The organism is Nocardia sp. NPDC051570, from assembly GCF_044454005.1.
Classification (GTDB): Bacteria; Actinomycetota; Actinomycetes; order Mycobacteriales; family Mycobacteriaceae; genus Nocardia.
Genome location: NZ_JBITDI010000002.1, coordinates 454927 through 476606, shown reverse-complemented (window position 1 = coordinate 476606; position 21680 = coordinate 454927). Strand labels below are relative to the sequence as shown.

The 21680-nt window shown below is 66.0% G+C and carries 25 protein-coding genes; 13 read left to right on the top strand and 12 right to left on the bottom strand.

Annotated elements, in window-relative coordinates; translation table 11 throughout:
• Positions 1-18 precede the first annotated feature (18 nt).
• Positions 19-2259, top strand: a complete 2241-nt coding sequence (locus ACIA76_RS05915) for a phosphocholine-specific phospholipase C (protein ID WP_397148945.1) — start codon at positions 19-21, stop codon at positions 2257-2259.
• A 1711-nt stretch (positions 2260-3970) separates the two neighbouring features.
• On the opposite strand, the gene ACIA76_RS05910 is transcribed toward ACIA76_RS05915, so the two are convergent.
• Positions 3971-4546: a TetR/AcrR family transcriptional regulator gene (locus ACIA76_RS05910; RefSeq protein WP_397148944.1), complete on the bottom strand. Its 576-nt coding sequence runs from the start codon at positions 4544-4546 to the stop codon at positions 3971-3973.
• A 170-nt stretch (positions 4547-4716) separates the two neighbouring features.
• On the opposite strand from ACIA76_RS05910, the gene ACIA76_RS05905 reads away from it, so the two are divergent.
• Complete coding sequence (locus ACIA76_RS05905) at positions 4717-5595, top strand: esterase/lipase family protein (RefSeq protein ID WP_397148942.1); 879 nt, start codon at positions 4717-4719, stop codon at positions 5593-5595.
• A 186-nt stretch (positions 5596-5781) separates the two neighbouring features.
• On the top strand, positions 5782-6330 hold the full coding sequence (locus ACIA76_RS05900) for a 1,4-alpha-glucan branching protein (protein ID WP_397148940.1): 549 nt from the start codon (positions 5782-5784) through the stop codon (positions 6328-6330).
• Between the two features lie 67 nt (positions 6331-6397).
• Here the strand turns inward: ACIA76_RS05900 and ACIA76_RS05895 are convergent, their stop codons facing one another.
• Together ACIA76_RS05895 and ACIA76_RS05890 are read right to left on the bottom strand one after the other, a co-directional pair.
• The gene (locus ACIA76_RS05895) at positions 6398-6604 is read right to left on the bottom strand and encodes a DUF397 domain-containing protein (RefSeq protein ID WP_397148938.1); all 207 of its coding nucleotides are present in this window, start codon (positions 6602-6604) and stop codon (positions 6398-6400) included.
• Positions 6601-7506 (bottom strand): DUF5753 domain-containing protein, encoded by a 906-nt coding sequence (locus ACIA76_RS05890; protein ID WP_397148936.1) that lies wholly within the window; start codon positions 7504-7506, stop codon positions 6601-6603. Before ACIA76_RS05890 ends, ACIA76_RS05895 begins: the two co-directional genes overlap by 4 nt.
• A 116-nt stretch (positions 7507-7622) precedes the next feature.
• On the opposite strand from ACIA76_RS05890, the gene ACIA76_RS05885 reads away from it, so the two are divergent.
• Together ACIA76_RS05885 and ACIA76_RS05880 are read left to right on the top strand one after the other, a co-directional pair.
• Positions 7623-7979 (top strand): hypothetical protein, encoded by a 357-nt coding sequence (locus ACIA76_RS05885; RefSeq protein WP_397148934.1) that lies wholly within the window; start codon positions 7623-7625, stop codon positions 7977-7979.
• Positions 7980-7984: 5 nt separating this feature from the next.
• Complete coding sequence (locus tag ACIA76_RS05880; RefSeq protein WP_397148932.1) at positions 7985-8218, top strand: hypothetical protein; 234 nt, start codon at positions 7985-7987, stop codon at positions 8216-8218.
• A gap of 21 nt (positions 8219-8239) precedes the next feature.
• Here the strand turns inward: ACIA76_RS05880 and ACIA76_RS05875 are convergent, their stop codons facing one another.
• A complete protein-coding gene (locus tag ACIA76_RS05875; protein WP_397148930.1) occupies positions 8240-8449 on the bottom strand; it encodes a hypothetical protein in 210 nt (69 codons plus the stop codon).
• A gap of 329 nt (positions 8450-8778) precedes the next feature.
• Between ACIA76_RS05875 and ACIA76_RS05870 the strand changes: the two genes are divergently transcribed.
• The gene (locus ACIA76_RS05870; protein WP_397148928.1) at positions 8779-9258 is read left to right on the top strand and encodes a hypothetical protein; all 480 of its coding nucleotides are present in this window, start codon (positions 8779-8781) and stop codon (positions 9256-9258) included.
• 89 nt (positions 9259-9347) lie between these two features.
• On the opposite strand, the gene ACIA76_RS05865 is transcribed toward ACIA76_RS05870, so the two are convergent.
• From ACIA76_RS05865 to ACIA76_RS05855, 3 genes are all read right to left on the bottom strand, one after another.
• Positions 9348-10820 (bottom strand): alpha/beta fold hydrolase, encoded by a 1473-nt coding sequence (locus ACIA76_RS05865; RefSeq protein WP_397148926.1) that lies wholly within the window; start codon positions 10818-10820, stop codon positions 9348-9350.
• Positions 10821-11059: 239 nt separating this feature from the next.
• Positions 11060-11566, bottom strand: a complete 507-nt coding sequence (locus ACIA76_RS05860) for a hypothetical protein (RefSeq protein ID WP_397148924.1) — start codon at positions 11564-11566, stop codon at positions 11060-11062.
• Complete coding sequence (locus ACIA76_RS05855; protein ID WP_397148922.1) at positions 11497-11946, bottom strand: NAD(P)-dependent oxidoreductase; 450 nt, start codon at positions 11944-11946, stop codon at positions 11497-11499. Before ACIA76_RS05855 ends, ACIA76_RS05860 begins: the two co-directional genes overlap by 70 nt.
• 58 nt (positions 11947-12004) lie before the next feature.
• Here ACIA76_RS05855 and ACIA76_RS05850 point away from each other — a divergent pair, with 58 nt between their 5' ends.
• Positions 12005-12448, top strand: coding sequence for a MerR family transcriptional regulator (locus ACIA76_RS05850; protein ID WP_397148920.1), 444 nt, complete (start codon positions 12005-12007; stop codon positions 12446-12448).
• A gap of 255 nt (positions 12449-12703) precedes the next feature.
• Here the strand turns inward: ACIA76_RS05850 and ACIA76_RS05845 are convergent, their stop codons facing one another.
• Positions 12704-13237, bottom strand: coding sequence for a nitroreductase family deazaflavin-dependent oxidoreductase (locus ACIA76_RS05845; protein WP_397148918.1), 534 nt, complete (start codon positions 13235-13237; stop codon positions 12704-12706).
• Between the two features lie 244 nt (positions 13238-13481).
• On the opposite strand from ACIA76_RS05845, the gene ACIA76_RS05840 reads away from it, so the two are divergent.
• Positions 13482-13730, top strand: a complete 249-nt coding sequence (locus ACIA76_RS05840; RefSeq protein ID WP_397148916.1) for a DUF3703 domain-containing protein — start codon at positions 13482-13484, stop codon at positions 13728-13730.
• A 136-nt stretch (positions 13731-13866) separates the two neighbouring features.
• Here the strand turns inward: ACIA76_RS05840 and ACIA76_RS05835 are convergent, their stop codons facing one another.
• Positions 13867-15537, bottom strand: a complete 1671-nt coding sequence (locus ACIA76_RS05835; RefSeq protein ID WP_397148914.1) for a bifunctional 3'-5' exonuclease/DNA polymerase — start codon at positions 15535-15537, stop codon at positions 13867-13869.
• Positions 15538-15729: 192 nt separating this feature from the next.
• Between ACIA76_RS05835 and ACIA76_RS05830 the strand changes: the two genes are divergently transcribed.
• From ACIA76_RS05830 to ACIA76_RS05820, 3 genes are all read left to right on the top strand, one after another.
• Positions 15730-16464 carry a hypothetical protein gene (locus tag ACIA76_RS05830; RefSeq protein WP_397148912.1) on the top strand — a complete coding sequence of 245 codons (735 nt, stop codon included), beginning with the start codon at positions 15730-15732 and terminating at the stop codon, positions 16462-16464.
• Between the two features lie 59 nt (positions 16465-16523).
• Entirely contained in the window at positions 16524-17798 is a 1275-nt protein-coding gene (locus ACIA76_RS05825) for a lipase family protein (RefSeq protein WP_397148910.1), read from the top strand.
• A gap of 199 nt (positions 17799-17997) precedes the next feature.
• Positions 17998-18330 (top strand): Lsr2 family protein, encoded by a 333-nt coding sequence (locus ACIA76_RS05820; RefSeq protein ID WP_397148908.1) that lies wholly within the window; start codon positions 17998-18000, stop codon positions 18328-18330.
• A 62-nt stretch (positions 18331-18392) separates the two neighbouring features.
• Here the strand turns inward: ACIA76_RS05820 and ACIA76_RS05815 are convergent, their stop codons facing one another.
• Positions 18393-18917, bottom strand: a complete 525-nt coding sequence (locus ACIA76_RS05815) for a hemerythrin domain-containing protein (RefSeq protein WP_397148906.1) — start codon at positions 18915-18917, stop codon at positions 18393-18395.
• Between the two features lie 164 nt (positions 18918-19081).
• On the opposite strand from ACIA76_RS05815, the gene ACIA76_RS05810 reads away from it, so the two are divergent.
• Positions 19082-19534 carry a cupin gene (locus ACIA76_RS05810; RefSeq protein WP_397148904.1) on the top strand — a complete coding sequence of 151 codons (453 nt, stop codon included), beginning with the start codon at positions 19082-19084 and terminating at the stop codon, positions 19532-19534.
• On the opposite strand, the gene ACIA76_RS05805 is transcribed toward ACIA76_RS05810, so the two are convergent.
• Positions 19515-19913 (bottom strand): VOC family protein, encoded by a 399-nt coding sequence (locus ACIA76_RS05805; RefSeq protein WP_397148902.1) that lies wholly within the window; start codon positions 19911-19913, stop codon positions 19515-19517. The genes ACIA76_RS05810 and ACIA76_RS05805 overlap by 20 nt on opposite strands.
• 75 nt (positions 19914-19988) lie before the next feature.
• Complete coding sequence (locus ACIA76_RS05800; protein ID WP_397148900.1) at positions 19989-20300, bottom strand: class I SAM-dependent methyltransferase; 312 nt, start codon at positions 20298-20300, stop codon at positions 19989-19991.
• Between the two features lie 54 nt (positions 20301-20354).
• Between ACIA76_RS05800 and ACIA76_RS05795 the strand changes: the two genes are divergently transcribed.
• Entirely contained in the window at positions 20355-21482 is a 1128-nt protein-coding gene (locus ACIA76_RS05795) for an alpha/beta hydrolase family protein (RefSeq protein WP_397148898.1), read from the top strand.
• Positions 21483-21680 lie beyond the last annotated feature (198 nt).

The following is a 21680-nucleotide window of genomic DNA, read 5'->3' as shown; positions in this document are numbered from 1 at the left end:
CGCTTCCGGAGCCGTGTCGTGAGTCCGCGCAGTGGTCACGAGCCGAGTCGCCGTCGATTCCTGGGCGGTGTTGCCGCGGCCGCGGGGCTTGCCGCATTGTTGCCACCGGGGTCGGCCGAGGCGGTGCCGCCGTCGTCGGGGCGCGGGAAGCTCGACGATCTCGAGCATGTGGTGATCCTGATGCAGGAGAACCGTTCCTTCGATCACTACTACGGCACGATGGCCGGGGTGCGTGGTTTCGGCGATAAGACCGCGCTGCGGGAGCGTTACGGCGACAACGTCTTTCATCAGCCCGACCCGCTGCGCGTCGACGGGCAGCGGCTGCTGCCGTTCCGCGTCGACACCACCAAGGTCGACGGCCAGGATCTGGCCGATCTGCTGCACGACTGGGATACCACGCACGTCGCGATCGACAGCGGCTGGAACGACCTGTGGATTCCGGTCAAGTCCGAGATGACGATGGCCTACTTCGACGAGGGGGATATTCCGTTCCATCGCGCCCTCGCCCGGGCGTTCACGATCTGTGATCAGTACTTCTGTTCGATCCAGGGCCAGACGACGCCCAACCGGCTCTACCACTGGACCGGCACCATCGATCCGCGCGGTGTGGCGGGCGGACCCGTGACCTACAACCCGACGGATTACCAGCCGATCCTGCACTGGACGACCTACCCGGAGAGGCTGCAGGCCGCGGGGATCTCCTGGCAGGTCTATGCGAACGACGAAGTGGGCGACCAGGAATCGAGCCCGTTCGTCGGCGACTACGGGGACAATCCGCTCTGGCTGTTCCAGGCGTATCACGACGCCCTCGCCTCCCCGGATCCGGCGGTGCGTCAGCTCGCCGAGCGCGGCGGTCTGCACGACGGCTGGAAGCCCGACTCCGGTCGGGGCAAGGATGTCGATCACGTGATCGCTCGATTCAAATCCGACTGTGCCGCAGGGACATTGCCCGCGGTATCGTGGGTCGTCGCGCCGTTCGGCTACACCGAACATCCGGCCATGCGCCCGGTCGACGGCCAGGCCTACGTGCAGGGCGTGCTCAACGCACTGTGGGCCGATCCGGAATTGTGGTCGAAGACAGCGGTATTCATCAACTATGACGAGAACGACGGATTCTTCGATCACGTCATCCCACCGATGCCGCCGCCGGGCACCGCGGATGAGTACCTGCCCGCGAGCCAGCCGTTGGCCAGGGATCTGGCCTCGGCATTGGATCAGCTGGCCGCGGCGACCGGACTGCCGGTGACCTCCGACGCTCTGTCCACCGAATCCAGTTCCGGGTCGGCGGCTTCGGGCCCGCTGCCGCCGGCGGCCGGCCCGCCGGTCCCGATCGGACTCGGCCCGCGGGTACCGATGGTGGTGGTGTCGCCGTGGAGTCGGGGCGGATGGGTGAATTCCGAGGTCTTCGACCACACCTCGGTACTGCGGTTCCTGGAGCGGTGGACCGGTGTCGCGGAGCCGAACATCTCGCCATGGCGGCGCAGCGTCTGCGGGGATCTGTTGTCCTGCTTCGATTTCGGCAGCCGGGTGACAACCATCCCGCTGCTGCCCGACACCGCCGCGATGCGGGCCGAGGCCGACGCCCTGAAATCCGGGCTGGGCACGCCCGTCCCGCCCGCGCCGTTCCAGCAGGTGCCGCCGTCGCAGCCACCGGATCGCAGGCCCGCCCGCCCGTTGCCCTATCAGCCGCTGGCGAATGTGACCGCGGGCGCGACGTCGATATCGTTGGCGCTGAACAACTTCGGTACCAGGGCGGTCAACCTGTCCGTCTACGCCTATCGCGATCCGAGTCGCGTCCAGCGTTTCGACGTCCCCCCGGCGGCCACGGTATCCGGATCGATCCCGGTGACCGACTGCTACGACATCGCGATCCACGGTCCCAACGGATTCCTGGTCGAGGCCGCGGGCAATCCCGGCACGATCGGCCTCGAGGCGACGCTGGCGCTGTCGGGTTCGAAACTCGAACTGACCCTGCACAACAGGTTGCCCGCCGGACCGCCGGTGCGGATGACGATCACCGACCACAACTCGATCGAGATCGGACCCGGCGAAACCACAACGGTCGGCTACGACCCGCTGAGCACCGCACACGGTTGGTATGACATTACGGCGACCGTTGCGTCCGAACCGGAAGTGGCCCGGCTGCCCCTGCCGTCGGGCTCGGGCGGAACCGGTTCAGGTGTGCCCGAACAGCGCGCCCCGTGGCTGCGACGTTTCGCCGGCCATCTCGAGAATGGTAAGCCGAGTCTGACCGGTTAGTACCGCGCGATTCCATCCAGACGATTACTGCCGTGCCCGCGAGCATGATCGGGTAGATGAAGTACCCGAATCTCGAGGTGGGTGCGAGCAGAAACAGCGCGGACAGCCCGGCGGCCGCGAATGCGCTGGCCGTAACGAAGGAATTCGGAGGTCTGCGGATCAGAAGGATTGCCGCCGATGCCGCGGCCGTGCAGAGCAGTGCGCTGGCGATGGTCGCACCGTGGGGGACCGCCGCGGTGAGAGCTCCACCGATCAACGACTCGCCTGCGGGAGTGAGTATTCGGGTGCGGCCCAAGGGGAATGCGATGGTGTGATGGACGAAGACCGGCAGATCCCACAGGGCGGGGACGTAGAGCAATGACGCGATCGCCAGCCAGCACAGGCTCATTCGAGCGGCGGCCCGGTGTCCGTACTGTGAGCCGATCAGGAACAGGGCTACCACCAGGATCGGCACCGCGAGAGGTTTGAGAGCGCAGGCGAATGCGAAAGCGAACGCGCTCACCACATATCGGCCCCGGGCGGCCGCCGCGAGTCCCACCAGGGCCGCACCGATCACCGGCAGATCCACGCCACCGACTGCGGCGGACAACGCCACGACGGGTGATGCGATCAGCATCAGAATTCGAATGCGGGCCCGAGGCGTGGGATTCGACTGGAGAATCGCCCGCACCGACCACGACACACAGACAACGAAGAACACCAAGAACCAGATCCGCGGATCCGACAACCGGCTCGCCGGAAGCATCTGCGCGGGCAATCCGAACAACGCCATCGCCGGTCCGTACGCGTTGTACTGTCCCACCTCGGTCGGCATCGGCACATAAGGGCTGCCGGTCGCGAGCAGATCACCGGCGGATCTGATCACGACCGCCACCTCGAGCTGCCCGGCCCCGGCGGCAATCAAGACAACGGCCGGTATCAGGATTGCCCCACCGGCCGCCGCAACGGCCGCCGTTCCATCATGACCATGCGCTACCAGCAGGGCGGCAACCGAGTACGCGACAACCGCGAGACATGCCCACGTCCGATGTGTTTCGAGGTCTGTGACAGTTGCGAAAACCGCTGAAGCCATCGCCATGCCCAGATATACAAGAAAACGCTCGGCACCCGATTTCACCATCGGCGAATTCGCTGCCGCGACCACTACACCCACACCCATCCCTTTCCCGCACAAGCCGATGAGTGGACGTTATGGGAAACGTCCGATCCATCGCTTCCAGGAAAGCCCTTGAACTCGCCCTTACCCGTGCACGAATTCTCCTTACCACCAACGGGGTACGGGGAGTCCGCGTCGATCGCTGACCTGCACCGGCAACGAGCAGCGAGTCGATCCAGGTAGCTACGATTCCGTAGTTACGATTCAGTAGCTACTGGTATACAGTCACAGCTGGGCGTTTTCGCCTCCGCCAGTGGGCATGTGGACAAAGTCGTCACCAGGAAGGAACTGATCATATGGAGCTGCACGGAGCGCGGGTGCTCATCACCGGCGGCGGACGGGGGATAGGCGGCTGACACTTTCACAACCGGATCAATTCACCTCCGAACGCTACGAACGTTTCGCCCGCGGCCTGCTCAGCACAATGTCGTCCCCGCGCAGTCCTTCGATCAGGCGGTCGGGCCGCGTGTGAGACCCTCTCCGGCGCAAGGCTGTCGCGGCTACGCGGCATGCACGGGCAGCACTCACGCCGCGATCGACGCCGTCCGCAATGCCCTACTCGACGTGCACTGACCGGGCGTCACCCCGACTGTCGGGATCGATCATCTGGATGACCGCCACACGCAGATTCTGTTGCGGCCCACCGGCGTACAGTTCGACCAGCGCGATCTCGGCGACCATCGCGACGACCAGGTGCGCGACAGCGGCCGGGTCCGGCCAGCCGACGGCGCCCAGATCCGGTTCGATGAACGCTGCCACCGACCGGTTGCGCGCATGCACCTCGTCGAGCAGGTCGGTATCGGTCCGTGACTGGGCGAGAAAGGCTTTCGTGCCGCGGGTGTGCAGGCACGCGTCGAGGTAGGCGGCGATGCCCGCACGGAGGCGATTCATGCCCGGGGCAGGGTCGCCGATGTCGGCGAGGATGGCCGCGGTCAGGGCATCGTGGTAACGGCGATGCAGTGCGATCACGTAGCTGCGTCGATCCGAGAAATGGTGGTAGAAGCTGCCTTTCGCCATCCCTGCGGTGGCGACCACCGCGTTGATCGACAATCCGCGAAGTCCCTCGCGCTCGGCCACCACGGCACCGGCGTCCAATAGGGCGCTACGACCGGGTTCAGCGGGTCGGGGCATGACCACAATCCTCTCATTTCCACTACCGCAAGCGTATTCGACACGTTACGCTATGACCGGCCGGTCGGTCATAGCTCTCGCGGAGGGGCGAGGGGAGGCCGACCGGTCGCGAAACAAGGGGTGCGACAATGCGATTGGCGTTATGCGGTGCAGTGTTGGCGGCGATGCTCATGACGACGACCGGCCCGGTCCGGGCGGATGATCCCGGCCCTTCCTACAGCTATCTCGCTGGTTTACAGGCCGAGCTGACCGCGCCCGGGCAACCGCCACCGGGCGCCGACGACTGGTCCTGTCGCCCGAGCGTCGCGCATCCGAATCCCGTTGTGCTGCTGCATGGTTTGTCCAATGACACCATCACCTGGCAGACGCTGTCGCCGATCCTGGCGCGGACCGGCTATTGCGTGTTCACCACGACCTACGGAACCGGCGCGCTGGGTCCGATCGGTGCGATCGCTCGCGTGGAGGACAGCGCCGCACAGATCGCAGGCTTCGTCGACCGAGTCATGGCCGCCACCGGAGCGAGCAAGGTCGACGTGGTGAGCCATTCGATAGGCGGGGCGGTGGCGTTCTACTACCTCAGCCGGGTCGGCGGTGTCTCGAGGATCGGCCACTTCGTGGCTCTGGCCGCACCTTTGCACGGCTCGACGATCAGTGGTCTCGCCGCCCTGCAGCCACTGGTGGCATCCACCGGCAGCGGTGCGGCGGCGGTGCGGCAATGCGGACCGTGTCAGCTGTCGCCGGGCTCACCGTTCCTGCAGGTCCTCGATCCGGACCCCGGTATCGCACCCGATATTGCGTTCACCCTGATCGTCACCCGGTACGACGAGATCTCCACCCCCTACACCACGGGCCTGCTCGACGGTCCCAACGTGCACGACATCGTGCTGCAGGATCAGTGCCCGACCGATTTCACCGAACACAATGAGCTGCCCTCGGACCCGGTGGCAGTGCACGAGGTACTCAACGCCCTCGATCCCGCGCACGCCACTCCATCGACATGCACAGTGGTCCTACCTGTCCTCGGACCTCCACCTATCCAGACGCACTAACCGTGCCCGCCGACCGCGATCCCCGGACCGGAGGGGCTCCGGCAGACCGGGCCACCCCAACGCCCGGAACTGGTTGTCGGGGCTCGTTCCCGGCCAGGATCGGGTCCGGGTGCCCGGTGGGAGGCTCTCGAATCGGCTGCCCCCGTCGGTGTTCGGCGTGCCTCTCACGGCCACTACAGTCGGTCCATGGCGACCGTATACGACACCACCATGAGTCCCGGCAAAGTCGAACTGCTGACTCGGTGGTTGCCGCGGCAACCCTGGTATCTGGGCACCGGCACCCCGCGGTTGCAGCGGGTGGGCGGCTTCCGTCTCGACGATCCCGCCGGAGCGGTGGGGATCGAATTCTATTTGGCCACAGATGATTCCGGGCCGGATCCGGTGGTCTACCACGTCCCGATGACCTACCGCGGCGCCGCACTGTCCGGCGCCGAGAACGCGCTCATCGGCACCAGCGAACACGGCGTGCTGGGTATGCGCTGGATCTACGACGGGGAACACGATCCCGTGCTGCTACACACCGCGGCAGCCCTGCTCGCAGGCACGACGGTGGCACAACACCAGGTGTCGAGCGATACCGTCGACCCGACGGTCCGGGTCGGACAGCCCCGAACCACCGACCCGATCCGAGTTCGTATCCTCCGAATTCCGCAACCGGCAACCGATCCCGGCCCCGGACAGGTGATCGTTCCGTGGGCGCAGTCCGGCAGCGGCGTGGTCCTCGAGGCGGCCTGAGGCCGCCTCGGTCGTCAAAGCGAAGCCCTCAGCGATGCTGAGGGCCTCGGTGGTGTCCGAAAGTGGTTCAGGGGCGGTCGAATTCGCCGTTCTGGAGGTCGGCGGTGAAGGCGTCCCACTCGCCGGGGGCGAAGACGAGGGCGGGTCCGCTCGTGTTCTTGCTGTCACGGACCCCGACGCCGCCATCGTCCAGATGCGCTACCTCGACACAATCCCCGCCGGATTGGCTGTAGCTACTCTTGTGCCAAATCGTGCAGGACAAGTCCCTGGTCACGCGGCGTACTCCTCTGCGATCTCCTGCACCAGTCGCCTACTGGCGTCCGCCGCCAACTCTACCGAACGGATGTCCTCCAAGGCTTTTCGATGACGCTGGATCACATCGTCGTTCTCGCTGTCCTCTTCCAGGAACAACGCGCCGGTGAAGCCTTCCACGAACACCACTGGCGGCTCCGGCAAACGACTCGTGTGCAGTGGCGGGAACTCGAACAGAGTGAACGATTGGACCACAAGCCCAGGATGCGGACCGGCGCCGAACGGGATCACCTGAATCGTCACATTGGGCAGATCGCCGACGACGAGGAGGTGCCTGGCCTGCTCGGCCATGACATCAGGCCCGCCGGTCTGGTGCCTCAGCGCCGCCTCCGACAGCAATACCTGCAGGGAGAAGTCCGGATCTTCGGTGAGTCTCTGTTGCCGACGTGCGAGCAATTCCAGCTGGCGTTCAGCGTCAACCGCGGACATCAGCGGATCGGTGGTCTTCATGATCCATCGTCGATAGGCCGGAGTTTGCAGCAGGCCCGGGAGCAATGTCAGCTGGAACGTGGTCATCCGGCTCGCGGCCTGTTCGAGGCTCATGAAGTGATCGAAATGCGGGTTGACCACATCGGCGTACGCACGCCACCAAACCCCTGAGGAATGGCCCTTGGAGGCCTTGACCTCCTGCAGTAGGCCCAAGACCTCGGCCCTGGCCTCCTCGTCGGCCGCATAGAAGTCGAGTAGGTCTCGGTACTGCGAGGTGCTGATCCTGACCACCTGACCATCTTCCATGCGCCCGATCCCCTGCTTGGACACCTCGATGGCCAGGCCCGCCGCGAGCTGGCTCTTCTTGGCCTTCAGTCGCAGTTCGCGGAGGCGCCGACCGAGCGCACGCCTGGGGAGGGTGGAACCACTCGCCATTGCTTTGCCTCACTATCGGTTGCGGCCCATGCCGGACCTTCGTTGCTGAACCCACTACTGCTGGACCGGTTCTCATTGGACCATCTCACACTGGACTACTCAGCGGTTTCGCTGGAATGGCCGTAATGGACGGTCCAGCAGAGCATTTCGGTGTCTACTCGGACGTAACCCGGGTTGCCGGGGTTCCTCGAAATCACCGATCGGAGGCGATGGACATGTCCGGGCTCTACGACCTCACCGTGGCAGAGGCTCGTGCCCTGCGGGCCCTGAATTGCGGTGGGATGCTGACCGAAAGGCAGATCAAGAACTCGGCGAATCTCGACCAGTGGACGGCGCGGCGGACGGTGGCGAACCTGGCAAGCCGCGGCCTGATCGTCACGGGAGCCCGACCTGGCCGATTCGAGATCACCATATTGGGTCGAAACACGCTGGCGGCCAAGTCATCCGACTACGGCAGATCGGCAGGCCGATGAACGGCGTGCACACAACCGAGATCGACGGCCTGAAGGCGACCTGGCGGCTCGATCACCATCCGGTGCGGATCGGGATCATGGCCGTGTACAACACCGCCGAGAACCTTCCGCTCACCGAATTCGATCACCGATATCCGGATCTCACGGACGCCCGCGAGCAGCTACCGGAGCTGTGGCGTCTCTGGGATGCCGTCTGTCATGACATGTGGGTCGAATTGATGTCACCACGTTTCCCTTGAGCCGACCGATCGCTCAGGAAATCACGGCGGGCACGTCACGCTGTTTTTGTATGTCACGCACATGACGGTCGGCCCGCCGTCCATCTTGACCCGTCGATACTCCGGCTCGGCCCATGGCTGCCAGCAGAGCAGCCCCAGAACCACTAGGGCGGCCGCGATGAGCTGCGCCCCATACCAGATCGCTTTGGAACGCTCCTCGGTCCAAGACTCGGCGTCGTTCGCGCGACCCATAGCTCTCCTTTCCCTGATGCCGCTCTTCCCTGACGGGATAAAACATGGTTTTCGGTCCGCTCGTCGGACTGCTAGGTCTCATCGACAGCTGCGTGTGCTCTGTTACCTAGGCACACATAATCTTTCGATCATTTCGCCGCTCACGATCATGAAACGACCGATCGGCCCGCACTGCTCGGCCTCACAATGCTGCACACGAGGGAAGCGTGGGCATGCTCCAAACTGCGGGTGTACAAATGAACGGCAGAACTGACGAACGTGGCCGCGGTCGCAGAGTTCCGGGACAACATGCGCCGACTGGTCAACGTTGCGGTGTAGGGGAGCTGAGAATGCGGATCGGTGTCACCGGACACATGAACATCACGGCGGACACGGTGCCGCTCGTGTACGACGAGATCATCCGTCACCTGACGAAGACCGTAGACTCTGCAGATCTGGTTGGGGTGAGCTGTATTGCTCGCGGTGCCGATTCGGTGTTCGCTCAGGCCGTTCTCGATACGGGTGGTCGGCTTGAAGTGGTGTTGCCGTCGCGGAACTATCGTGCGCGCCAGGTGAAGCCCGACCATGCTGAGCAGTTCGACGAGTTCCTTCAGCGGGCCGAGTCTGTGCAGGTGATGGACTTCGCCGATGCGGACACCGACGCCTATGAAGCGGCAAACGAGGCGATGCTCGGCTCCTGTGACCGACTGATCGCGGTGTGGGACGGGCAGGCGGGCGAGCGCAGCGGTACCGGCAGCGTGGTCGCATTCGCGCATGAGAAGGGCTTACCAGTCGACATCGTTTGGCCGACGGGAGCGACGCGAGGTTGACCCGCCGGAAGTCGGTTCAGCTCCGGGGCCTCGTGGGGCGATGGTGTGATCGGGGCAAATCGGATAGCAGCGCCCCTCGTGACCGAATCTCAGTGTGCTACGGGAGTGACTCTGATCGGCGGGATGTCGTCGAGGCAGGAGGGCGGTTCGGTGCCTCCCGTCCGGACGAAGCGCGACACGATGCCAGCCACGCAGCCGGTGGGTTCCTCGTCGGGCGTGTGGCCGGTGTTGGGGACGGAGACGAAGGTGGCGTGCGGGAACGGGGTCGCGGCGAGTCTGCCGTTGGTGTCCGGGGTGATCGCGTCGAGGTCGCCGGACAGTACGAGCACCGGAACGTCGGGCAGTTTATCGGCGTTCGGCTGTACATGGTCCACCGATGGCCAGCGGATGCAGATATCCCCGCCGTCGCGTTGTCCGGCGTCGAATCCCTCGGCGCTGAAGGCGCCCAGTTCGATTCCCGCGATCGCCTGCCGATATTGCTGTTCTCGTTGTGGCACCGCGGCATTCGATGACCACAGCGTCGGATAGTCGTTGCACACCACCGTGATGAACAGGTCGATGTTCTCGTCGTCGGGCTCGGCGAGTGCGAGCTCGGCGAATTCCCGTAGTGGCCCGTCGTTTCCCAGGGCGGCCTCATGCAGCGCCGCCGGAAGCGTGCCCAGCGGCACGAGCGCGTTCGGGTCTGCTCCCACATCGCTGGTGGCGGTCTCGAAGACCAGATTGGCGAATTCACCTTCGGTAAGCAGCGCGGGCTGTGGGTCGCCCACGGTGATCGGCTGGGTGCGTAACCGGGCAGCCAGCACGCGCAGGTCGGCCACCGCGGTATTGCCGTCGCAGGCGTGGCTTCGCTCGCAGATCCGTTGCAGGGTCAGCGATACCGCCTCCGCATTGGGCCGCTGCAGCAGATCGAAGTCGAGCGGATAGGCGCCGGCCAGCACGATCGACCGAACCCGATCCGGATGGCGCTGGGCGTAGATCGGCATCAGATATGTGCCGTAGGAGCTCCCATACAGCACCAGTTTGTCCACTCCCAGGCGCTCACGCACCGCATCGAAATCGTCGACGGTCGCTGCCGAGGTGTAACCCGCCGCTCGTGGACCGAGTGTGTCCGCACAGCGTGCGACCGCATCCTTCTGTTGTTCCCGGGTGCCGTGGTTGAATTCGGCGGTAGACACGCCGCAGTTCACGGCAGCGGATACTCCGGTGCCGCGCGGGTCGATCAGCAACAGGTCGTAATCGTCGAGCAGGCCCGCGACCTGCTTGACCGCGCTGGCGGGGTTGGTGATCATCGGTACGCCCGGCCCACCCGGATTCGGTGCGATCGTTCCCGCGGCGGCGACATCGGTTCGGCTGTGCCGCACGACCGCATAGCCGACATCGGTCGTGCCCAGCTCCGGCCTGTTCACGACCAGGGCCCGCGACACCACATCACAGTCGACCCGGTGCCCCGGCACCACCGGACACCAGGGCAGCGCCGACCCCCGATCCCCGCACGCCGTGAGCCATGCGGCCATCATCATCGCTGCCACAAGGATTCCCAAGGGCCGTACCCTGCTTCGCATCCGGACTCCTTCCAGACCGTGACGCGGCCATGGCAAAGGCATAGGACGAACTCTCCATTGGAAGTATCCGGAGAACGCTCGGTGTCCGATGCGCGGTTCGTCGAAACCCCTACCGCGCCTCCGGCGAGGCCGAGGCCCGTCCCTCGACCAGTGCCCATGGAAGCCTGCCTCGACCAGGCCCGGATGTGATCGGCAGCGTGGCGTGGGGTGAGCAGGGGCACCAACCTTGACGACAATCCCTACACCGTCGCCTGTTTGAAGATCTCGTAGATCGCGAAGTAATTCTCTTCGCCACGCCCTGCCGCGATCGCCCGATCAGCGAGATCGCGATTGAAAGTCGGCTGTTCCGAATGGATTCCCTGTTCGATGCTTGTTCGGGCGATGTGGTCCAAGGCGTTTCGATTCATGAGCATGGTGCCGACGTCGCCGGGGTAGGAGCCGCTGCGCAGGTTCGGTACCTGCTGGAAGACCATCGGTGCGACGACGTCGGTCAGGAACCAGTTCACGGCGAGATCGGCGAATTCGGCAGGGTCGGCGTGCGCCGTCCCGACGAGCGCGCTGGCATGCAGAAAGCCGTTCATGGTGGTGTACATGAGGCCGAGCAACGCGGTGTTGTAGAGCACCGCGAGGCTCGGATCCGCACCAAGGTAGCGCGGATCACCCAAGTCGGCGAGGGTCACCCGGTGGGCATCGAAGACCTCACGCGAACCGCTGTAAAGGAACACCGATTCCGGATCGCCGACCATCGTCGGCGCACCATGATCGCGCCGTCGAGGTAGCCCGCGCCGCGCGCGGTCACCCAATCCTGCACCGCACGAGCCTCATTCGGTGTCCCGGAGGTGAGATTCACCAGAGCACGACCGGATACGGCGGCACCGGCCGGTTCGAGCACCTGCCACACGGCGTCGTAATCGCTGAGACATACGATGCTGATCGGGCTCGCCGCGATCGCCACTGCGCTGGATTCCGCAGGGCGCGCACCCTTTTCGACAAGAGCATCCGCCCTACCCGGGGTGCGGTTCCAGACAGTCACCGAATGGTTATGGGCCAATAGCGTTTCGGCGAGCGCGGTACCCATCGGGCCGAGACCGATGATGCTGATCGGGGAAATGTGCTGATTCGTCATACGAATTAGACTGCAGTCTCACATCAATGTGAGAGTCAACTGAGGTGGTGGTCGTCACATGCGGATGGGTGAGTTCTCCCGGCGGACCGGGGTCAGCCAGAGGTTGCTGCGCTACTACGAGGAGCAGGGCCTCCTGTCGCCGAACCGAATGTCGAGCGGGTATCGCGACTACTCCGACGGCGATATCGCCACGGTCCGGGCAATCCGGCAACTGCTCGCCGCCGGCTTGAACACCGCGACCATCGCCGAACTACTGCCGTGCATGGTGGTCGACGGACAACTACTCGATCCCGCCTGCCCGGGCATACTGCCCGACCTGCACAAGGAACGCGAACGCCTCGACAACGCCATCAGCGATCTGCTCGCGGCGCGCGCCGCGCTGGACACGATCGCGAACGCCGCGGCCGCCGACCTCGAAAACATGGATGCCTGCCTGACCATGTTGAGCGGCCGGGCCGAAATCGAGAATCCTGCGGACCGCCCCACCACGGTGGCTCAGTAGTGCAACGGCACTCGCTGGTCAGGTGAGTGGGTGAAGGAGTTGGTCGTACGCCCCGCTGAGGTAATTGGCGACGCGGGGGCCTCCTCGGCCGATATCAGTGATTTCGAGGCGAAGGTCATCCGAGGTGTGGTGATAGCAGATCGTCGCGAAGCAAATGCATTGATACCCAACGCTCTTCCAGCCGAAGCTCGGAGTGCCCGCTCATCAGCTACGAGACTGCGTTGGAACAGACGCTGAGACTGTGTCTCACACTCCTCAGCGAGGCTCGAGGATCACGATCGGGATTGTGCGGCCTTGTGCGTTGCGCTGGAAGAAGTCGTACCCGGGATAGAACGCGACGAACTCGGGCCACAGCTGATCTCGTTCCGCGTCTGTTGCGACGCGTGCCCGGACAGGGCGTGTTTGTGAGCCGATCCGAATCGTGGTGTCCGGGTTGGCCTTCAGATTGTGGAACCAGGCCGGGTGCGTCGGCTGACCACCCTTCGAGGCCACTACCGCGACGAACTTATCGTCGGCGTGGTACATCAGCGGCGAGGTGCGCCGATTCCCGCTTTTGGCTCCGACATGATCCAGCAGCAGGATTTCGGCCGTTGGCCATCCGGGGAGGTGGCCGCCGATTCTGCCGTTGGAGCGCCGATAGAGGGCCACATGCACTTTCGTCGAACGTCGACCCAGATAGATCCCGTGTCTGTTGGCGAACTGCGAGGCCGATGTGATCATTCGCGTCGCCAAGGGCATGCTGTCGCCCCGCTCGGGTTCGGCCTCGTTCGCACCCGCACTGTCCCTCATAGGTCCCCCCCTGCCCTTGGTCTACTACAGCCAATAGTAGACAGTGTTCCTCCGGCCCGCAATGCGCCGCTTTCCGTTGGCCCGAGGTCGTTCGATCCTCACGAAGTCCGCCGAGCGAATCCTGCCATCGTGGAGCGATGAGCCGCTCGCCGGACCGAGTCGAATAGTGTGCGGTACAACAGATTTACTGGTGCGGTCGGTCCGGGACTGATAGCCTGTCGGTCTGAGCTTCTGGGGGTTGAGAATGGCCGACACCACCTACGAATTCGAGATGGAGCAGGGGCGGGCCACCCTGGCCGCCCGCGACTTCTCCGCTGCCTACCAGCACTTCGGGCGGGCGCACGGCATCGGGCACGATGTCTTGTCCCAGCATCTGGCGGCCCATCGCGGCCTGCTGGTCACCGCATGGAGACAGCGACGACCCGACCGGATCCTCACCCAGATCGTTTTCCTGAGCGCTGCAGCGCTTTTCGACCGAAGTCAGCAGAAATAGCTGCCTATCGACCGCGAATAACGCAACCAGCTGGACCGTGATCTCATATTTGTCCGGCTCCTGGAGCGTCCTCGTCGGAAACCCATGCCTTGGAACCGATTTCGTGGCCTGTGACAGGAAATGCACAAGCCATTCCTTACTTGGCGTCCCAGTAGCTCTCCACCACCGCCGTGGTGAACGGGAATCGCACCGGTGTCGGGCCGAAGGTGATTCGGCCCGCGGTGTCGGCGGCGTCGGTGATCGCCGCGGCGACCGTCGCGGCCTCCTCGGCGGGGCAGTGCACGATGACCTCGTCGTGTTGGAAGAAGACCAGTTCGGCGCGGAGTGCCTTGTGGGCCAGGGTGTTTCGTAGCGTGGCCAGGACCAGGAGGGTCCAGTCGGCGGCGCTGCCCTGGACCACGAAGTTGCGAGTGAAGCGGCCGCGGGCTCGGGCGGCGGAGGTGTTGCCGTAGCCGGCGGGAATCTCGCTGTCCTGGGGCAGATCCGCCGGGTCGGCCGACAGCGGCGGGCAGGTGCGGCCCAGCCAGGTGCGGACCAATCGGCCCTCCTCGCCCGCGCGGGCCGCCTCGTCGACATAGGCCATCGCGGCCGGATAGCGGCGGCGGAGTTCGGCCACGTGGGTGAGGGCGTCGCCGGAGGTCTGGCCGTAGATCGCGCCCAGCAGGGCGAGTTTGGCCTGGTCGCGGTCGCCGCCGAAGGCGCGGGCGGCCAGATCCGCATACAGATCCTCGCCGCGACCGGCCACCTCCATCAGCCCCGGATCGCGCGAGATCGCGGCGAGCACACGCGGTTCCATCTGATCGGCGTCGGCGACCACCAGCCGCCATCCCGGATCCGCGCGGACCGCCTGCCGGATCACCTTCGGAATCTGCAGGGCACCACCACCATTGGTGGTCCAGCGGCCGGAAACCGTTCCGCCGGGCAGGTATTCAGGGCGGAAGCGGCCGTCGTGCACCCACTGCTCGAGCCAGGACCAGCCGTGGGCGGTATGCAGCCGGTAGAGCGATTTGTAGGCCAGCAGCGGCGCTATCGCGGGATGATCGATCCGCTGCAGCTCCCATTTCCTGGTGGAGGACAACAGGATTCCCGCGCGGGCGAAGGCCTTGATGATGTCCTGGGGCAGATCGGGGCGCACGCGCACGCCCTCCCCGAACGCCCGCGAGACCTCCTCGGCCAGCTCCACCAACCGGCGCGGTTCGCCCCCGCCCGCGAAGCGCTCGCCCAGCAGCCCGTCGAGCACCTCGCGGTGCACGTCCGCGCGCCAGGGCATCCCGATGCGCGACATCTCTGCGGCGACCAGCATGCCCGCCGATTCGGCGGCCAGCAGTAGCCGCATCCGGTCGGGATACTCGGCCTTCGCCGTGCGGGTCAGCTGTCCCGCGTAGACCTCGAGCAGGGCGGTGAATTCGTCGGTGCCGGGCGGCAGCGGTACCGGGCCCGATTCGAACAGCGACGGTTGCGTCTCGGCGGCCCTGGTCGGCGCGTCCGGCGGGACGGGCAGATGATGTAGCCGCGCCCACGCGGCCGCCAGCGAACGAGCCTGTCCCGCCTGGCCTTGTTCATGGCCGATCAGCAGAGATTCGGCGACCTCCACGTCATAGCAGCGCTCGACCCGGACACCGTCGGCGAGCAGGCGGCGGTAGATCTCGGCCGTGGATCGCCACACCCACCGCTCGACCTCGGGGCGTGCCCGCACCGCCTCGGCGAGCGAGGGCTCGCGCAACACCGGTCCCGCGGGGCGGCCGTCCCGGTCGAGCGGACACAGGCGGGCGCCACCGTCGTCCGTCGCCGCCACCGCCCATCGCATGTCGATGAGTCTCGCATCGGGCACCGACAATCCCGGACAGCACGGGCGAAAGGCTGTGCAGCGTGGTGACGACAGGTTCATCTGCCATGTGCCGGGGCGATTCGAGGCGGTGCGCCTGCCCGGAAATCAATGTCCGATGGCTATTATCCGGCCATGCGGATTGCTCGAGCTGGCTCTGCGTTCGTTGTGGTGATGGTGTTTTCAGTGTGGCTGGCCGGGCCGGCGGTGGCGCATGAACACTCCCAACCGCAGGTGAACGGCGTCGGCTACTGCGATGGCGAGGCACGGGACGCCTCGTTGCGCCAGGACGAGGCGCGGCTGATGGCGCGGCTCGGCCGCCTCACCACGCTCCGCGGGCCCGATGACCTCGCCGCGTTGGCGGCTCTCGGGTACGCCATCCCGCTGCATATGCTGGCCAGCTTCGAGGACATCGGCACGTCCTTCGCTCGCCCGGACGCGATCATCGACCAACAGGTCCGCTCCGGAAACCCCGGCGTACTGATGTACCGCCCCGACCCCGGCCTGCCATACGACGGCGACCCTTATCGACCCCAGTTCCCCTACCAGCTGATCGGTTGGGGCCACGGCATCATGTACACCCCGGGCGCCGTCCCGCCATCCGCCGATCTCTGTGTGGCGCAGGAGGATTGGTTCGTCCACGAGCAGGGTGTGCACTCACTCCTCGACTGGGACTTCATCCCGCAACCCCCACCCGAGCGCTACCATGGCGAAGTCGCCGGCGATATGCTGCCGCTCCCTATGGTCGCCCCCGGAGCCACCCACGGCCGCTACTGGGACATCCACGTCTGGCACAACCCCACCGGCGGCACCCCCGCTCTCTCCGTGTTGTCCCCCTACGAACACATTCCCGGCCTCCCGGCAAAACTCGCGGACTTCTTCCACCCCGAACTCCCCACCCACCAGTAACACCCAGCACCCCAACCGAACCCGCCGAACGGGGCATCACCGAGCACAGGGAGAACGGTATGTCTGCTGAGACGCGACTGTCGCGGGGGCGCCGAATCGGTATCGCCGCGGCGGCCCTCGTCCTGGCATTGACCGCTCCAGCGTTGCTGTCACCGGGCGTCGCGGGCGCGGCGCCACAGGCCCCGCAGGTCGACCCCTTCTATCAGCCGCCAGCGGATTTCGCGGCCGCGGCACCGGGCACGGTCCTGCGGTCACGGCCGGTGCGGGTGGGCTTGCCGGTGGCGGCCCAGGCATGGCAGCTGCTCTACCGCAGCACCGATCTGTTCGACAATCCCGACGTCACCGTCACCACTGTGATTCTCCCCGATGCCGCACGATTGAACCCGCCGCTGCTGTCCTACCAAATCTACGAGGACGCCTCCGGCCCGGCCTGCGTGCCGTCGTACACGTTGCAGGCGGGCTCCCCATTCGATCTGGCCACAACCGCTCAGGTGCTACCTCTTCTGCAGCAGCTGAGCGAAGGCTGGGTCGTGTCCGTGCCGGACTTCGAGGGCCGATTCGGCCATTTCGCCGTCGCCAAGGAACCCGGCTACATGAGCTTGGACGGCATTCGTGCGGCCGAACAATTCGCTCCGCTCGGTCTCGGGCCGCACACCCGGGTCGGTCTGTTCGGATACTCCGGCGGTGGCCTGGCTACCGCATGGGCGGCCCAGATGCAGCCCGGCTACGCACCCGAACTCGATATCGCTGGCATCGCGTTGAGCGCTCCGGGAGCCGACCTCGGCGCGGCAGTACGGGCAACGAACGGCGGGCCGTTATCCGGCCTCATCGGGAGCGGTCTCGCCTCTCTGTACGGCGCCTACCCCGATTTCAAGGCGGCACTCCGCCCCCACCTGACCCCTGCGGGGGACACTGTGCTGCACCAGATCCGGTCGCAATGCGTGTTCGGCGTCTTGATCTCGAACCTGTTCAGAAACTGGCGGGAATATCTGGACCTGCCTGTTGATCAATTGCTGGCGCTGCCGCCGATCAGGGCGACTCTCGATCGGATCGCACTGGGCGCACCCGCCCCTACCGCACCGCTGTTCGTTTACCAGGGCCTGGTCGACGAGGTGACTCCTGCGGTCACCACCGATCGGATCGTCGAAAAATACTGCGCCGCAGGAACTTCGGTCACCTATATCTATGACCGGACAGCCGAGCACCTCATCACGATAGAGACAGGCTGGGTCCCTGCGTTCCACTGGCTGCGACAACGCCTCGATACCCGCACGCCGACACCAACCGGGTGCAACAACCAGACGGTACTGTCCGGGCTCGGTGGTCCCCATTAGCGCGCGCGGCAATCATGCCGACGGACTCCTGGATACCGCCGAGCTATTCCCCTCGGCATAAGCGCCCCTGCGGTATTCGCTACCGCGCCGTGGTAGTCGCGGATGTCGGGATGCTACGGTTCACGCCGGAAATATCGGACGATAGCCCCTGGGTACCACGCGTTCAGCCTCGGCTCTATCGACAACGAAGGGAATCATCATGGCGCGCAAGGTCGTTGTGGAACTCGTCGATGATTTCGACGGCAAATCCCCCGCCGAGGAGACGGTGACGTTCGCCCTCGACGGGGTCGAGTACGAAATCGATCTGTCGCTGCTCAACGCGGGGCGGCTGCGGGAGATGTTCGAACCGTGGACCGGGCACGGCCGCAAGGTGGGTCGCGGTCCTCGCACCTCGGGTCCGGCCCGCCCGGCCGCCGCCCGTGAGCAGACCGCCGCCATTCGTGCGTGGGCGCGCAAGAACGGCTTCGACGTCTCCGATCGCGGTCGCATCCAGGCCAATGTCGTGGCGGCGTACGAGAAGGCCAGCGCCTGATCGCAGAGTGACATGTCGCGGAACCTGATCGGTTTCGCGGCATTTCTTTTCCATCGACGCCCTCAGGCACGGCCGAGTCCGGCGTCGACCGCATCGCACAGCCGGGTGAACAGCGGCAATGGCGGTGCGGGGCGTTGTCCCTCGATGGATCCGCGTGGCGGAACGAAGGTTTCGACCAATTCGATGGCCGCCGCGATCCGCCGGGCGTCCAGGGTCGAGGCGCCGTGCCGCAGGATCGTCAACTCCTGCACCTCCTCGGAGGCCAGATGCATTGCGACCATATCCGCGAATGCCTCGAATCTGCGCCCGAATTCCGAATGGGCGACGCCGAGCTCGTAGAGTTCGGCCAGCGTATCCAGCAGCTGCCGCTCCTCGCGTAGCCGCGCCTCGGTGCTCTCGACACCGGAACGGTCCGCGGCCGAATGCACCAGCGACTCCTCGACGCTCTCGTGCGCGGCGATCAACCGAACCAGTTCGGTGAAGGACGCCTCCGGCTGACCCCCCGCTCTGACCTCGGCGATCAACCCCTCGATCCGTCGATGTTGCCGCTCGAGCAAATCCGCGGCATTATCTGCGACCCGGGCCACGATCACCACCCCTTTCCGCATGAAGATCGATCAGCTCGTTCACTGGTTACCCGACCAGTCGGCCCGGCAATCGCCCGCCGCCGGAGAATCCGTCAACACCCGTTATTGGGGGCACGCCGCCGATAACCGATCCGTGTGGCGTCGACCACATTACGATCACGATCATGATGTCCAGGCTGGGGGCGACGGGGGTGCTGGCGGCGATCGTGATCGCCGGTCCCGCGGCGGTCGCGTCCGCGACACCCTCCAGCGGTATCACCGGCGTGACGCTGGCGCAGTACACGGTCGGCGGCACGGACTACATCCTGCGCGAACTCACCATCGCACCGGGCGGAACCACCGGCTGGCACTTCCACGACGGCACCCTCTACGCCGCGGTCCGCAGCGGCCGGCTGTCGCACTACACCGCGACCTGCACCCCCGACGGCGATCACCCCACCGGCAACCTGTTCACCGAACAACCCGGCGGTGACCATGTCCACATCGGCCGCAACGAGGGCACCGAACCCCTGGTCCTCGAGGTCCTCTACGTCCTGCCCACCGGCAGCCCCCTGGCCGAGGACGCCCCGGCCCCGGGCTGCTGCCTGCCGGACGCGATCACGACAGCGGCGTCATGAACGACCACAGCCGCCGCTCAGGATCGCGGGCGCTGTAATCGCGGTAGCCGTAGGGCTGATCGGTCGGTGCGTAGACGATCTCGGCCCCCGCCTGTTCGGCGCGGCGATGATGGGCGTCGACATCGTCGACGACGATCGACATGCCCTCGGTGCATACGCCCGCCATGGCGGGGGAGACCAGGCCGAACTGCTCGGAAACCTGATGCAGCCAGAGCACGCCGTCGCCCGCGGTGACCTCGCCGTGCACGACGGTGCCGTCCTCGGCGCGTTCCAGTCGGCCCGGCTCGAACCCGAATGCGGCACAGAGGAATTCGTGAGCGGCCGCGATATCACGGTAGATCAGGATCGGGATGCGGCGCCGAATCGTGGTGTCGGACATGACCATATCCTCCAGAGCGTCGAGTGGTTCGCGGACCTCGAGTCCGCGCTGTGTCGGATCCTGCGTTCGAGGACTCTAGACGGGACCCCTGACAGGTTGCGCGGTACGCGGATTCGGGATCGCGTGCGGAACTCGCTGCCGGGCCAATTCGATCATGCGCGGACTGTGATCGAGGCCGACGACCTCGGCGCCGCGGGCGAGTAGTTCCTCGGCGTACAGGCCGGGGCCGCAGGCCGCGTCGAGGATTCTGCGCCCGCCGACCTCGCCGAGCAGGTCGAGGCAGGCCGGGCGGTCGTGGTGGGCGTTGTAGAAGCCGTCGCGCGCATGTTCGAGGAACTCGTCGGCGAAGACGTCGTACTGCGGTCGCGATCCCACGTGGTCGGTCACCCGTGCCAGTCTGCCTCCGCGTGGATGTCGGTGGGTAGCGGTACGTTATGCGGCATGTCCGCTTTGTCCCGTCGTCGAGTAGCGGCCGCACTGGCCGCGATCGGTCTGTGTCTCTGCCTCACCGCGCCGTCGGCGGCGGCGCAGGGTTCGCTGACCGGTGTCGAGCCGATCGATCCGGCCCGCGCCTTCGCGGCGTCCGCACTGTCGATCGAAATCGGTTACACCACAACCGATCAGCGCGGCGCACCCGCCCAGGCCTCGGGCGCGCTGTATCTGCCGCGCGGGCTGCCGCCCGCCGGTGGCTGGCCGCTGGTGGTGTGGGCGCACGGGACGGTCGGTATCGGGGATTCCTGCGCGCCGTCGCGCCGCCCCCAATCCGACCGCAACAGCACGTATTTCAATCGCATCCTCGACAGCGGCTATGCCGTGCTGGCCCCGGACTATCAGGGCCTGGGCGCCCCCGGGCAGTTCAGCTACTACAACACCGCCGTCGAGGGCGCCTCGATCCTGGACGCGGTCGCGGCCGTTCGCACGGCGCCGGTCCCACTGTCGAGCGCTTGGGCGGTGATCGGCCAGTCCGAGGGCGCGCACGCGGCGATGAGCGCGGCGTCGTTGTACGCCGAGAGCGGCGGCCGTGCGGCGGCCGGACTGCGCGGTGTGATCGCGACCGGTCTGCGCACCGATCCGCCGCGGAGCCTGCGCGAGATGTTCCGCCGCGATTCGACCGGCTCGGCGAACCAGGTCGCCTACGCCGCCTACTTCCTGGCCGCCCTGCGGGAACTCCACCCCGAGCGGGTGGCCCCCTATCTCTCCGATTTCGGCCGCGATTACGTGGAAAGCGCCACCACCCGATGCCTTTCGGAGCTGGTGTCCGCCGCCGGCGGCCTCCGCCCGGAGGCCCTGGTCGCCGATCCCGACAACCCCACGCCCACCTTCGAATCCGATATCGCCGAACTGACCGGCTATCGGGACGACAACCTGCCCACCGACATCTCCCTCGGCTACGGCACCGCCGACATCGATGTCCCCCCGACGACCACCGACTCCTACGCCACCACCCTGCAGGACCTCAACCCCCGCATCCACGTCACCCTCGACCGATACCCGGGCCAGGACCACAGCGGCGCATTCATCGCCTCGCTGCCCAACGCCCTAGCATTCCTGCGGACCCATCTGCGCTAGCGCCGACTCGGCGCGCGCCGGTGTCGTGCCGGGTCGATGAGGTCGGGCTGCGAGATGGCGGGTCATCCCAGCCGGTACACGTGGAAGTCCATACTCACCCGATGTCCATGATCGAGAAGTTGTGCCGAGTGTGGTCGAACACCAGCGGGTCGGGCTCTGAGGCATGCACGGGGATGCCGAGCCGGTCGCAATATCTCC